The sequence below is a fragment of the Thermosynechococcus sp. genome (genome assembly GCF_025999095.1).
In the GTDB taxonomy this organism is placed as follows: domain Bacteria; phylum Cyanobacteriota; class Cyanobacteriia; order Thermosynechococcales; family Thermosynechococcaceae; genus Thermosynechococcus.
The window spans coordinates 2,010,388-2,023,929 of record NZ_AP024678.1 but is presented as its reverse complement, the minus strand read 5'-3'; the positions used below and the strand labels follow the sequence as shown (position 1 = coordinate 2,023,929).

The following is a 13,542-nucleotide window of genomic DNA, read 5'->3' as shown; positions in this document are numbered from 1 at the left end:
AACTAAACATCAAAGCGATAGCGCACTGCTCCCGTCTCGGGATCATTGAATACTGTGGCATAACCGAGCCGCTGAGCCTCAAAGAGCAACTCCTCCACGGTTTGGGGATCCAGATGGGTATAGAGGGCTACTTGGGCCGCTGAGAGAACGCCCCCATGTTCTTTTGCGACTTGCAGTAAACGGTGTATCGGTGTACCAGAGGCAGGGCTGAGGTCAGGGCCCTTCTCTGCTGTTAGGTAGCGTCCCCGCAGGTAGGTTTTATGGCGATCCACCAGCCCTGGAATCAGAAACAGATCAATGAATTGACCCACACCACAGACGCCGAAGGTGACTAGGTACAACAGACCTACCAGTGGCTGCCCTACATAAAAGCGTTGCAGGCCACAAAGCCCCAGGAAGCTCAAGGACCACAGTAGGTAGGCAACTGACACACTCAGGGATGGGGGCTGCGTTTGCGGGTATTGGCGATGTTCAGACTGAGACAAGTGAAATCTTTCCACAATGCGCCCATGAGGATCTCGCTGATTATCCATCCTAGCCCAAGTTCTTGAGAATCACTAAGGGGGCGATCGTCCCCCAAGGACTGCTCCCTAGAAGTTCGGCTGATGGCGAATCAAGTTGAGAAACTCCTCACGGGTCTTTTGATCTTCACGAAACACCCCCAGCATCGAACTGGTCACTGTCCAAGAGCCGGGTTTTTGGACACCGCGCATCACCATGCACATGTGGGTTGCTTCCATAACCACCGCCACGCCCTTCGGATCGAGAACGGTTTCAATGGCTTCAGCCACTTGACGGGTCAGGCGTTCCTGCACTTGCAGCCGCCGCGCATACATTTCCACAATCCGTGCCAATTTACTGAGGCCAATCACTCGCTGGTTGGGGATATAGGCCACATGGGCTTTGCCAATGAAAGGCAACATGTGATGCTCACAGAGGCTAAAGAAGTTAATGTCGCGCACCAAGACCATTTCATCGTGGCCTTCATCAAAAATCGCGCCGTTGACCAGGGTTTCAAGGGATTGACTGTAACCACTGGTGAGAAATTGCATTGCTTCGGCGACCCGCTTGGGTGTTTTCAGCAACCCCTCGCGATCGGGATCCTCACCCACATTCAGCAGAATTGTGCGTACTGCCGCCATCATTTCTTCCTTGGCAACCTCTGGCGGGGGTGGGTGGGGAATCGCTTCTTTGCCTTGGTGGGTGTTGCGATCGGGCAGAATTGCCGGTGTGGTCGCTTTACCGTTAATGATCGAATCGGGCATATTGAACGCTGCCATAAAGGGTGACAAGTAAAGGACAAGGGGAGTCTAGAGGGTTCCGCCAAGGGGCATAACCACTAGCTCTTCCACAAAAGCCGTTTGCGGCAATTGAGTCGTGTACAAAATGGTGTTAGCAATGTGTTCGGGGCTGAGCATCCCCGTGCGGTCAAAGTCTCCTGCTACGTCTTCCCAAATGGGGGTGTCAACGGCGCCGGGACAGATGGCAATCACGCGGATACCGTGGGCGCGTTCTTCAGCCGCCATCGTTTTGGTCAAGGCCATGAGGGCAAACTTTGAGGCACAGTAGGCGCCCCAGTCGGGAAAAACTTGGCGTCCAGCAATTGAAACAACATTGACTATCGTACCGCACTGGCGAGCTCGTAGTTGCGGCAGTACCGCTTGGGAGCAGATGAGGGCACTGGTGAGGTTGACGTTCAGGATGTGCTGCCAGTCCGCCAAGGGTTGATCAATGAGGGGAGCGGTTCTTGCCATCCCTGCATTATTCACTAGGACATGGACGTCGCCGACACTACTGAGGATCTCATCAAGGCGCGATCGCAGGGGTTCAGGATTGCTAAAGTCCACGCTAAACGTGTGGGCTTCAACCCCACAGGCCACGACTTGGGCATGGACAGCGGCCAGTTTGGCGGGCGATCGCCCCAATAGCACCACATTAAACCCCGCTTGGGCAAAGGCAATGGCCGTGGCTGCCCCAATGCCACTACTGGCTCCGGTGATTAAGACTTGTTGGGTCATACCGCCTCAGTAAAGACGCCCATGCGCCGAAACTTCTGATAGCGCAACTCCCGCCGTTCACTACTGCTGAGGGCTTGCAATTCCGCCAGATTGCGTAGGAGAGCAGCCTTGAGATTTTCCGCAGCCTCTACAGGGTTGCTATGGGCAGCACCAACGGGCTCCGGCACAATTTCATCAACAATCCCTAGCTTTAGCAGGTCGCGAGCCGTGATTTTCAGAGCTTCCGCTGCTTGGGGCGCCTTTTGGGCATCGCGCCAGAGAATTGCTGCACAGGCCTCCGGCGGCGCCACACTATAGACGGCGTGTTCAAACATCAGCAGGCGATCGCCCACCCCAATGGCCAAAGCACCACCAGACCCGCCTTCGCCAATCACAGTACAGATGATGGGAACTTCAAAGCGAAACATCTCCCGCAGATTGTAGGCAATGGCTTCCCCTTGACCAAACTTTTCCGCCTCCACCCCCGCCCAAGCCGCTGGTGTATCAATGAAGGTGAGGATGGGCATCTGAAAGCGATTGGCGTGCTCCATCAAGCGCAGGGCTTTGCGATAGCCCCCAGGGGAGGCCATGCCAAAATTGCGAGCCACATTATCTTTTGTGTCGCGACCCTTTTGCTGCCCTAGCATCACAACCGGTTGATCATTGAGGCGACCGATACCACCGACAATAGCGGGATCATCACTGCCCCGGCGATCGCCATGAAGTTCGATCCACTCTTCACTAATGGCTTGGATGTAATCCAACGTGCTGGGACGACGCGGATGGCGAGCCACTTGAAGGGTTTGTCCCGGTGTCAGCTTACTAAAAATTTCATAGCGCAGTTGCCTGGCGCGCTCCTCCAATTCACGGATTTGCTCTGAGACATCAACACCAAACTCCGAAGACTTATCCCGCACCTGCTGAATTTGGGCTTCTAGCTCCACGAGGGGCTTTTCAAACTCCAACAGAAGCGTGCGACGTTCGTTTGCCATAGGCGAATGGGTTCCTTTTGGTTTTACTGAGGGTTCAACAGTAGTGGCTTAAATCCGTGTTTACGGGAGACCTCACCAATTTGCTGCATTTTTTCCACAGTGATTTGATTGCGCCCCCAAGAGAAATTGGTGTGCCAGCCCTCGAACTCCAAAAGCATAGCCTCTGCAAAACAGGCAAACATCTGCCGCGAGGGCACATCCATATTCACAATTTCCATAATTTTCCAGTCAATGTCGAGGGCGTGCTCGACAATGCCACCACTGAGAACATGAATCTGGGGGTGCTGAATTTTGGTGGCCATATTTTTGGGGTAACCGCCATCAATCATCAGGGAGGGACGTTTTAACTGCTCAATGCTCAGCTCAACTCCCTTGGGCATACTGGCCACCCAAACCACAATATCGGCAAGGGGCAGCGCCTCCATCAAGTCAAGGATTTTCCCCCGTCCCAATTCGGCCTGGAGCTCCAGCAGGCGATCCCGATTGCGTGCTACCAGTAAGAGGTCTTGCACATCCAAACAGGTATTCAACCAACGGCAGACGGCACTACCAATATCCCCCGTAGCCCCACAAACAGCCACGGTGGCCTGCCGCAAATCAATCCCCACTTGGGGTGCCGCCTGCTCAATTTGTTGGCAGATGATATAGGCGGTGTGGGTATTCCCCGTTGTAAAGCGGCGAAAGTCCAGCTCAATGTTGCGAACGTGGGACATTTTCTCCAGGTCAAAGTTCTCAAAGATGATCGAGGAGAAGCCCCCCAAGGCCGTAATGTCAATGTTGTGCTTTTGGGCATGGGCCATGGCGTTAATAATTTTGCGAGTCGCTGCCTTCACCCGCTGGTTGGCCAGCATCTCTGGTAAAAAGCAGGACTCAACGTATTTGCCATAGATAGTTTTGCCCGTTACGCTCGTCACCGTAATCTCATCGACGATCTGCGGCGGTGCCATACACCAAAACTCCAAGCCTTGATCGGCATATTCGGGGTAACCCAACTGATGGGCAACGGCTCGGGCGTGCTCCAGATTCGTCAGATGACCAATTAATCCAAACATACAAGCGTGCGGTGACTGAAATGTAACGATATATTAAGCCACCATTATGCCGCAGTTAGGCCATAAACCGACATCTTCATAATTTCGCGGGTGGTAAACCCGATATTTTCTAGGGCACCGCTGTACTGAATCATGAAGTCTTCCACAAGGGCATCTTTTTCCATGCCGAGCACTTTGGCATCGGCCTCCACTTGGTTGAGCATTTTCCAGACCAAGGGCAAGTTGGCGCGATTGGCTTCTTCAAGCTCCGCTTTGACGCTCTCAAAGTGTTCCTTGAGCCAGATTTCGCCAAAGTTGAGGTGGCTGTATTCGTCCTTAACCACACCCTCAGTGATTTTACGGGCAAAGGGATCCGCCATCGGGATGTAGATGTTGTAGGCGGCGATCGCGAAGCATTCAATGATCAAAGCTTGAATCAAAAGACAAGTGGCAATTTTTCCCGCCGCCAGGGCTGCTTGAAAATTACCGTGAAGCGTTTCAAAGAATGCCTTGGCAAATTCCATATTGGGGGTCACGTTCAAGTTGCGGCCACAGGCCTCAAATCCCTTTTTGTGGCGCGCTTCCATTTTGGCTAGGCGGGTGAGTTCTTCCTGATGCTGCGGCAGCAATTTGACTAAATTCATGTAGTTATCGTGGGCTTCCTGCTCACCTTCAATGACAATGGCATTAATGCGGCTATAGGCATCCTTGTAGCGATCGCTTTGATAGTCCAATTCTAGGGTGGCGGTGGCCGTTGTCATTGCAAACTCTCCTAAACACAGGTCTGAAGTGCAGCCCTTTTCCTAAGGATAGAACATGCTCAAAACAGTGAAAATCCCCGTGGGACAGGGCAACATTCCCCTTGCACATCCCACATCTTCAGAAAAAGAGCTGTAGCAGGGCTGTGGCTATCATATCGCACCAGCAATCCCGTTGTAAGGGGCAGAGTTCAGAGATTTTCGACCCCCTCAATAAGGGAATTTCTATGAACTGAGGCCGCTAGAAACGCTCTGTGCCCCTTGGGGGCAGTATTTCTACCGGGGGCGGCGGGGGTGGTGCTGATCGAATTGGCCCATTGTAGTCAATGCGAATCATCGGGTTATCAGGATTAGGGTTGACCGTGACAATACTTTCAATGGTTGGTGGCTCCGCAGGTGGCCCCCCTAGAAAACGAAAGGTAAACGTGCCATCACCATTATCCACGTAGGGTGATTGACTTGCAGGCCCAAACATGGAGGCTTCAGCGCGGTAGCGACTCAGCCCGCCGTTGGCTCGCTCTGTTGCCTGCCGTGCCCAATTCCGTGCCCGCTGTAGGACTGGATTATCCACCCCAAAGGGATTGAAGTTTTCCCGTGGCGGTGGCTCTGTCTGTGCTAGGACTGGAGTGACACCTGTCAACGTGCAGGCTAGAACGAGGTTGAATTTTAGGGAGCGAAAGGACATCAACGAAAACTCCTAGTCATAAACTTTGCTTGGCCAGAACATCTCCCTTAGGGGCCGAGCAACCGAATCTTGCAGTGCCAAAACCAGTCAAGACCATGCCCTAAAATTAGGGGAGACATCAAAGATGGATGCGACCCTCTCCCATAATACCTCTTGGGTTTTGGGGTGCCTGCCAGCTCTGTGAAAAGAGTCGTAGTAGAGAAGCCCGTAATAGACGGATGCCTCGCCCCTGTTGATACAATGGGTAAAATGATAGGCTAAAACGATTGCATGAGTTAAACGCACTGCGGTGCGCAATCCACAGTCTAGAGGGCATAACCTGAGTCAAGCTATGAGTGATCAAACCGTAACCAACCCCGCTGCTGAAGCCCAAGAAGGGGAAATTACCCCTGATGCCGTTGAGAATGCGGTTGAGAATGTTGAGAATCCTGCAGCGGCCACCACGGCCGAAGAAGGTCAAGCATCTGAGGCAACCTCTGCGGCTGCAGCCGACTTGCTAGAGAAAATTACTGCCCTTGAAGCTGCCAAGGCTAGTCTTTCCCAGATGGTGGAGGAGCGCAATAGCCAATATATGCGCCTTGCCGCTGACTTTGAGAACTTCCGCAAACGCACCCAGCGGGAAAAAGAGGAGCTCGAGCTCCAGATTAAGTGCAGTGTCATTGCTGATTTACTGCCTGTGGTAGATAGCTTTGAGCTAGCCCGCACCCACATTCAAACAGAAACCGAAGCAGAAGAAAAAATCCACCGCAGCTATCAGGGCGTTTACAAGCAACTGGTGGAGTGCCTCAAGCGCATTGGCGTTTCGGCGATGCAAGCTAAAGGCAAGCCCTTTGATCCCAATCTCCACGAGGCTGTGCTGCGGGAAGCAACCAATGAACATCCTGAAGGCACAGTGATCGAAGAACTCAAACGGGGGTATATGCTGGGCGATCGCGTGCTACGCCATGCCATGGTCAAGGTGGCTGCTGCACCTGAAGAGGGCAGTGGCAGCGAGATCAAACCCACGAATGATGTAACCGACGCATAGGGGCACTTTAAAGAGAAAGAGAATGCCACGCCGCTATTACATCACCACCTTTGGCTGCCAAATGAATAAAGCTGACTCCGAGCGCATGGCCGGGGTCTTGGAAGCCATGGGTTTAGAACCGGTGGCTGAACCGGATGAGGCCGATGTGTTGCTCTACAACACCTGCACAATTCGGGACAACGCCGAGCAAAAGCTCTATTCCTACCTAGGGCGGCAGGCGAAGCGCAAGCATCAAGACCCCAACCTAACGTTAATTGTCGCTGGTTGTGTTGCTCAACAGGAGGGGGAGCAACTGCTGCGGCGAGTTCCTGAAGTGGATCTGGTGATGGGGCCCCAGTATGCCAATCGCCTTGGTGAGCTGCTTGAGCAGGTGTGGAATGGCAGCCAAGTGGTGGCCACAGAGCCGCTGCAGATTGTTGAGGACATTACCAAACCCCGGCGCGATAGTACGGTTACCGCTTGGGTTAACGTGATTTATGGCTGTAATGAACGCTGTACCTACTGTGTAGTGCCGGGGGTACGGGGACAAGAGCAATCCCGCCGCCCCGAGGCAATCCGCGCTGAAATTGAGGAGCTGGCAGCTCAAGGCTATAAAGAAGTGACACTCCTTGGGCAAAACATTGATGCCTACGGTCGTGATTTGCCGGGAATTACCCCAGAGGGCCGGCGACAGCACACGTTTACCGATTTGCTTTATTACATCCATGATGTGGCAGGTATTGAACGGATTCGCTTTGCCACCAGTCATCCCCGTTATTTTACGGAGCGATTGATTCGGGCTTGTGCCGAACTGCCCAAGGTGTGTAAGCATTTTCACATTCCCTTTCAGTCAGGGGATAACGAGATTCTCAAGGCCATGGCCCGGGGCTACACCCGGGAGCGCTATTTGCAGATCATCGAGACCATTCGCCGCTACATGCCGGATGCTGCCATTAGTGCGGATGCTATCGTGGGCTTTCCCGGTGAAACAGAAGAACAATTCCAGCGCACACTCGATCTGGTGGCGGCGGTGGGGTTTGACCAACTGAATACGGCGGCCTATTCTCCGCGACCCAATACACCAGCGGCCACCTGGGAGAATCAAGTACCAGAAGAAATTAAAGAAGATCGCCTCCAACGACTGAATCGTCTGGTGGCCACGATCGCCAGCGATCGCTCCCAACGCTATCTCGGACGGGAAGAGGTAGTGCTGGTGGAGGGGGTAAATCCCAAGGATTCGCAGCAAGTCTATGGCCGCACCGATGGTAACCGCCTTACGTACCTACCTGGCGATATTGAGACCCTACGGGGACAACTGGTGCGTGTCCGCATTACCGCGGCGCGAGCTTTTAGCCTCAGTGGCGTGCCCCTTGCGGACTACTCCTTAGTTTGCTGATTCAGGGGGTTCTAGATCGCGCAAATCACTTGATCACGGCAGAGGGTGGGATCTACGTAGGGCAGCATCGGCTTGTCACCAACGTAAATCCCCAATCCTTGAGCGGTGCGAATCAAGAAGCTATTCGGATCTACATGGCGCGGGGATTTAGCAACAACATCGGCAATGGGCACTGTCACCACTTGCCCTGCCTGCCACGCCACCATGCGGCCAAACGTCCCTTGAGCCGCCAAATCGACAGCGGTATTGCCCATGCCTGCTGCCAGCAGCCGATCCATGGCCATTGGGGCGCCCCCCCGCTGAATGTGACCCAACACCGAAACCCGTAGCTCAATGGGGATGGGACTGTGCTGATCAATTTTATTGGCAATATACTGGCCAATACCGCAATGACGAGGATGGTTGGCGTCTTCTTCTAGCTCCTGGCAGCCTTCAGCAACGACGATGAGGGCAAACTTGACGTCCCCAGCGATCGCGCAACTTCTGGAGGTGCTGGCAAATGCCTTCAATGGAGTAGGGAATTTCTGGAATCAGGATAATGTCAGCGCCGCCAGCAATGCCCGAATACAGAGCCAAGTGACCAGCGGTGCGCCCCATCACTTCCACTACAAAAACACGATCGTGGCTAGCGGCGGTGGAGGTAATTCGACTCAGAGCTTCGACAACAGTGTTGACAGCGGTATCAAAGCCAATGGCGCGATCGGTCAAGGCGACATCGTTATCAATGGTTTTCGGCACTGCAAGAAAATTCCAGTTTCCCTTTTGCGCCAGTTGATGCAAAATTTTCAGGCTGCCATCGCCACAAATGGCAATGAGGGCATCCAAGCCCAATTCATAGTACCCGGCAATCACTTCATCGGCATGGCCAAGGGTATCGCCCTTATTAATCGCGCCGAGAATGGTTCCCCCCATGTTGAGCAGTACGTCCATGCCCCCGAGGCCTTCGGCATTGAGGGGGATCGCCTTCCGCTCAATTAGCCCCTGAGTGGCGTGGAGGATGCCAAGAACCTCCCAACCGTAACTTAAGGTGGCATGGGCAACAATGGCACGAATAGCTGTATTTAGACCTGGGCAATCTCCGCCACTGGTGAACACACCAAGTCGTTTGCGGCTGGTACTCATGAATATTGGCTCCCTATGTGAACGGTTATGGCCTCAAAGCCTGCCTCTGCACCTAACAAGGGCAACGTCAACATCCTAGCGAAGGTGAATCGCCCCTGACTGCTCCAGTTAAGAGTTTGCAACATGCTCAGGAACTGTTGAATTTGCCAGCGGGGAAGATCTGACTTAGGGGATCGGCTAAACTAATGGTCTATGGACATGCCTCCCCTACACCCCGACACAATTGAGGCTGTGCGGCAAGCGGTCAACATTGTTGATGTGGTGGCCGAGCACGTTGTCCTACGCAAGCGCGGCCAAGAATATGTTGGCTGTTGTCCGTTTCATGAGGAGAAAACCCCCAGTTTTACGGTCAGCCCCCTGCAAGGGTTTTTACTACTGTTTTGGCTGCGGTGCCGGGGGCAATGCAATTAAGTTCCTGATGGAACTGCAAAAGCGCTCCTTTACTGAGGTGGTGCTCGACCTTGCCCAACGCTATCAGATTCCCGTGCGCACCCTCGCTAGTGAGCAAAAACAGGCACTACAGGCGCGGCTATCCCTTCAAGAGCAACTCTACGAGATTCTGGCGATCGCCACCCGTTTCTATGAGCACGCCCTGCGGCAACCCGTTGGTCAAGACGCCCAAGACTATTTGCAGCGGCAGCGCCAGCTCAGGGAGGAAACCATCCAGCAGTTTCGCTTGGGCTATGCCCCCCCAGGGTGGCAAGTTCTTTATACTTATCTTGTGGAGCAAAAGGGGTATCCCCCTGCCCTTGTGGAACAGGCCGGCTTAATTCTGCCGCGGTCCAACGGGGATGGCTACTACGACCGCTTTCGCGATCGCCTGATGATCCCAATTATGGATGCCCAGGGACGGGTAGTAGGCTTTGGCGGTCGCACCCTCAGTAATCAGGAGCCGAAGTATCTCAACTCCCCAGAAACCCTGATCTTTAAAAAGGGGCAGTTGCTCTTTGGCCTCGATAAGGCACGGCAGGCGATTGCCCAAAGGGATCAGGCGATCGTTGTTGAGGGCTACTTTGATGTGATGGCTCTGCACCAGGCGGGATTTCCCCAGGCGGTGGCCAGTTTAGGGACTGCCCTCAGTCAGGCCCAAATTAAGTTGCTACTGCGCTACACCGAGTCAAAGCAAATTATTCTCAACTTTGATGCAGATAAGGCGGGACAGCGGGCTGCCGATCGCGCCATTGGCGAGGCTGCGGATTTGGCCTATCGGGGGGATCTACGACTGCGGATTCTCACCTTGCCAGCGGGTAAGGATGCGGCGGACTTTTTCACAGGCGATGAGGCCACCTTAGCGGCACAGCAGGCAGCCTACCAAGGCCTGTTGGATCAAGCCCCCCTTTGGCTGGACTGGCAAATTCAGACCCTTGTGCAGCAGTACGATCTGGAGCAGGGCGATCAATTTCAGCAAGCCAGCCAAGCCCTCAGTGAACTTTTGGCCAAGCTTCCCAACGCCACCCTGCGCAGCCACTACATTCACCACTGTGCTGAGCTATTGGGACGCCACGATAGTCGTTTGACGCTCCGTATTGAAGAGGCACTGCGGCAACAGGTGCGGGGGCACCGCTGGCAGGGGCGATCGCAAAAATGGCAGCGTCCAGCGGACTATAATTTGCGTCAAGCAGCTGAAGAACAGCTCCTGCGCCTCTACCTCCACTGTGGCGAATATCGCCCCCTCATTCGGCAAACGCTGCAGGCACGGGATATTGAATTTAGCCTCTCCCACCACCGTTGGCTGTGGCGGCAGATCTTGGCCATTGAAGAAAAACACTGTGCCGGCCTGCCTGCACCCGATGATCTCTATAACGCTGAATGGCCACTGCATTCACCCACGGAGACTGGAACACAACTGAGGGACTTGGATTTGGTCAGTCATCTTTTTGATCGCCTCAATGAAGCAGAAGATGCTTCTCTGCTGACGCCGCTACTCCATTTAGATGAGACTACTGCCAGCAGTCTCGATCGCCCCAAACTAGTCATCCAGGCCGCCGCCGCTGCCCTTGAGCGCATTGCCGTTGAAAAGCGCTGTCGCTGCCTCCTGCAGTCTTGGCAGGAAACTGTTGCCTTGATTTTAAGGCAATCTCCTGCCACTGAAGACCTACGCCGCTATCTGGTACTCACCAACAGCGACACTGAGATTGACGATATTTCGGGTGTGGCACCAGAGGGGCTGCAACGCCTTGAACAACTACGGCGTGACTACTATCGGCATCGCAAATACCTGCAGCAATTGGATCAGCAGCGCTGTCCTTCCTTGGCGGTGATCCGTGACTATTCTTGATTGGCTTTCGGAGTGTTGAGTGTGGGCGATCGCTGCGAAGAGGGCTGTCCCCCAAAAAACATGAGCAACGTCACGTGAGAAGCGATAGAGGCGAGAACCCCTGACCCACCCCAACGGACTGATTGTCCAAGGTTTATTGTCCAAGGTAAGCTCTCAAGACCTCAGGATTGCTTTGAATCTCGCTCGGAGGACCGTCAGCCAGATTTTTCCCCTCCGCTAAGACCCAGATGTGCTGACACAGGGACATGACCACGTCCATATTGTGCTCAATAATCAGAAACGTCACGCCCTCTTGATTCCAGCGCCCAATATGCCCACAAATTTGGTTGATCAAGGTCGGATTGACGCCGGCGGCTGGCTCATCGAGGAGGACCATGCGGGGACGGTGCATCATGACTCGCGCCATTTCAAGGAGTTTTCGCTGCCCTCCCGACAATGCACCCGCATAGTCATTGGCCTTGGCTGCTAGCCCCACAGACTCTAAAATTGCCCACGCCCGTTGCTGCAGTTCCTGTTCCTCTTGGCGAATGCGCAGGGGCTGAAGCCAGCTATTCCACAACTTCTCTCCAGTTTGCAGCGGGGCTGCCAAGAGCATATTTTCGAGAACCGATAGGCGTGAGAGTACCCGCGGCACTTGGAAGGTGCGCAGGAGTCCCTGAAGGGCAACTTGGTGGGTTGGCAGATGACTAATGGGGACACCATCAAAAATCACACGGCCTTGATCGGGCGTAAGGAAGTTGCACAAGAGGTTGAATAGGGTGGTTTTGCCGGCACCGTTTGGACCAATGAGACCAGTAATACTGCCACGGGCAACTCGAATTTCCGCATGATCGACGGCGCGAATGCCACCAAAACTTTTGCATAGGCCTGTGGCCACTAGGAGGTCTGAGGGCAAGACTTGACTGACACCGCTAGAGACAGGTGCGAGAGAAGGCTTATCGACCAAGGCTGAGTTCCTCCTTTTTGCCCAAGATACCCTGGGGTCGCCACATCATCAAGACAATGAGGACAAGGCCAATGAGCATCATCCGCAGCGCCTCTAAGCGACCGCCATCTAGGGGAATAAAGCGGGTCAGTGCAGTGTAGGCCCAAAAAAGGGCGGCACCGAGGAGAGGTCCCATGTTGTTGCCTGCCCCCCCCAAAACCACAATTGTCCACGCCTGAAATGTAATCAGAGATAAAAAGCCATCGGGGTTAATAAATGTGAGCTGCCAGGCATAAAAAGATCCTGCCACCGCGGCGATCGCTCCCCCCAACAACAGCGATTGCATTTTGTAAGCAAAGACATTCTTGCCCAGCGCTTTGGCCACCTCCTCATCTTCGCGGATTGCTTTGAGTACCCGTCCCCAGGGGGAATGAATCCAACGCTCTAACTGCCACACCACCAAAGCCAAAACCAAGACCAACAGCCACAATAGCCCAGCTCGGTAACTAAACTCCCATAGGCCAAGGGTGAGGGCTTTGACCACAAGACCAACTAAGGCAGCGGCCAAGGTATTCAGGGCAATGGGAAGCACCGCTCGTCTTTCTGGACGGCAATAGTAGCTCACAAGAGCGATCGCTCCACCAAGGGTCACCAGTGTCAACACAAGAGGCAAAATGGCAATTCCCCGTCCCAAGCTCAAAGGCAGTAACGTTGCCCAAAGGTTGAGGGTACTGGCAATCAATAACGCTGCATAGCTCGGGAGTAACCAGCGGGGGTGCGATCGCCCATACTGCCGCTGTAACCATTGCCACCACTGCCATGCAGCCCCCCCCACCACAGCCCAAAAAAGAGCTATCATCCCCAGCTTAGTCGGTATATTGGGATTGAACTGAGCAAGGGGCAGCGGAAACCCATACACTCCCCGACCCCCTCGGGTTAGCCAATCCTCATTGAGGGCAATCAGGCGGACAATTTCCGCCATGCCGATGGTCACAATTGCCAGGTAATCTTCCCGCAGTCGCAGCGTAGCAATCCCCATTAAAAAGCCTAGTCCCATGGCCAGCACCACCCCAGCCAGGACGGCAAAGAACATCGGCACGCCAGCAATCCCCAACAAAATCGTGGTGTAGGAACCAATGGCCAAAAAGCCGACATGGCCAAAGTTAATTAGCCCCGTATAGCCCCAGTGCAAATTTAGCCCCAAGCTAAAGAGGGCAAAGGTGGCAGTGAAAATACCAAGGGAAATGAGATAACCAACCATTGAGGTCCTGGAAGTGAAGGCCAATACAGCTGTGCGGTTGCGATCGCGCCAGTGGATGCAAGAATCAAAATGCCTATATTTTATACATCAT

At 53.9% G+C, this 13,542-nt stretch carries 11 protein-coding genes and 2 pseudogenes; 3 read left to right on the top strand and 10 right to left on the bottom strand.

Annotation, left to right across the window (positions count from 1 at the left end; translation table 11 throughout):
* Positions 1-2: 2 nt before the first annotated feature.
* From Q0W94_RS09930 to Q0W94_RS09900, 7 genes are all read right to left on the bottom strand, one after another.
* Positions 3-485 (bottom strand): TM2 domain-containing protein, encoded by a 483-nt coding sequence (locus Q0W94_RS09930; protein ID WP_297758518.1) that lies wholly within the window; start codon positions 483-485, stop codon positions 3-5.
* Between the two features lie 105 nt (positions 486-590).
* Positions 591-1,265, bottom strand: coding sequence for a GTP cyclohydrolase I FolE (gene folE / locus Q0W94_RS09925; protein WP_297758516.1), 675 nt, complete (start codon positions 1,263-1,265; stop codon positions 591-593).
* 45 nt (positions 1,266-1,310) lie between these two features.
* The gene (locus Q0W94_RS09920) at positions 1,311-2,018 is read right to left on the bottom strand and encodes an SDR family oxidoreductase (protein ID WP_297758513.1); all 708 of its coding nucleotides are present in this window, start codon (positions 2,016-2,018) and stop codon (positions 1,311-1,313) included.
* Positions 2,015-2,989 (bottom strand): acetyl-CoA carboxylase carboxyltransferase subunit alpha, encoded by a 975-nt coding sequence (locus tag Q0W94_RS09915; RefSeq protein WP_297758511.1) that lies wholly within the window; start codon positions 2,987-2,989, stop codon positions 2,015-2,017. Before Q0W94_RS09915 ends, Q0W94_RS09920 begins: the two co-directional genes overlap by 4 nt.
* A 23-nt stretch (positions 2,990-3,012) precedes the next feature.
* Complete coding sequence (locus Q0W94_RS09910) at positions 3,013-4,041, bottom strand: long-chain acyl-[acyl-carrier-protein] reductase (RefSeq protein WP_297758509.1); 1,029 nt, start codon at positions 4,039-4,041, stop codon at positions 3,013-3,015.
* Positions 4,042-4,085: 44 nt separating this feature from the next.
* The gene (locus tag Q0W94_RS09905) at positions 4,086-4,781 is read right to left on the bottom strand and encodes an aldehyde oxygenase (deformylating) (protein WP_297758505.1); all 696 of its coding nucleotides are present in this window, start codon (positions 4,779-4,781) and stop codon (positions 4,086-4,088) included.
* A 238-nt stretch (positions 4,782-5,019) separates the two neighbouring features.
* Positions 5,020-5,463: a hypothetical protein gene (locus Q0W94_RS09900; RefSeq protein WP_297758503.1), complete on the bottom strand. Its 444-nt coding sequence runs from the start codon at positions 5,461-5,463 to the stop codon at positions 5,020-5,022.
* 331 nt (positions 5,464-5,794) lie between these two features.
* Between Q0W94_RS09900 and grpE the strand changes: the two genes are divergently transcribed.
* Both grpE and miaB read left to right on the top strand, forming a co-directional pair.
* On the top strand, positions 5,795-6,490 hold the full coding sequence (gene grpE / locus Q0W94_RS09895; protein ID WP_315863066.1) for a nucleotide exchange factor GrpE: 696 nt from the start codon (positions 5,795-5,797) through the stop codon (positions 6,488-6,490).
* 22 nt (positions 6,491-6,512) lie between these two features.
* The gene (gene miaB / locus Q0W94_RS09890) at positions 6,513-7,865 is read left to right on the top strand and encodes a tRNA (N6-isopentenyl adenosine(37)-C2)-methylthiotransferase MiaB (protein ID WP_297758498.1); all 1,353 of its coding nucleotides are present in this window, start codon (positions 6,513-6,515) and stop codon (positions 7,863-7,865) included.
* An 11-nt stretch (positions 7,866-7,876) separates the two neighbouring features.
* Here miaB and Q0W94_RS09885 read toward each other — a convergent pair.
* Positions 7,877-8,987, bottom strand: a pseudogene (locus tag Q0W94_RS09885) (ATP-dependent 6-phosphofructokinase).
* A 192-nt stretch (positions 8,988-9,179) separates the two neighbouring features.
* Here Q0W94_RS09885 and dnaG point away from each other — a divergent pair.
* A pseudogene (gene dnaG / locus Q0W94_RS09875) lies at positions 9,180-11,265 on the top strand (DNA primase).
* 133 nt (positions 11,266-11,398) lie between these two features.
* On the opposite strand, the gene Q0W94_RS09870 reads toward dnaG, so the two are convergent.
* Together Q0W94_RS09870 and Q0W94_RS09865 are read right to left on the bottom strand one after the other, a co-directional pair.
* Complete coding sequence (locus Q0W94_RS09870; RefSeq protein ID WP_399371645.1) at positions 11,399-12,211, bottom strand: ABC transporter ATP-binding protein; 813 nt, start codon at positions 12,209-12,211, stop codon at positions 11,399-11,401.
* A complete protein-coding gene (locus Q0W94_RS09865; RefSeq protein WP_297758493.1) occupies positions 12,201-13,451 on the bottom strand; it encodes a branched-chain amino acid ABC transporter permease in 1,251 nt (416 codons plus the stop codon). Before Q0W94_RS09865 ends, Q0W94_RS09870 begins: the two co-directional genes overlap by 11 nt.
* Positions 13,452-13,542 lie beyond the last annotated feature (91 nt).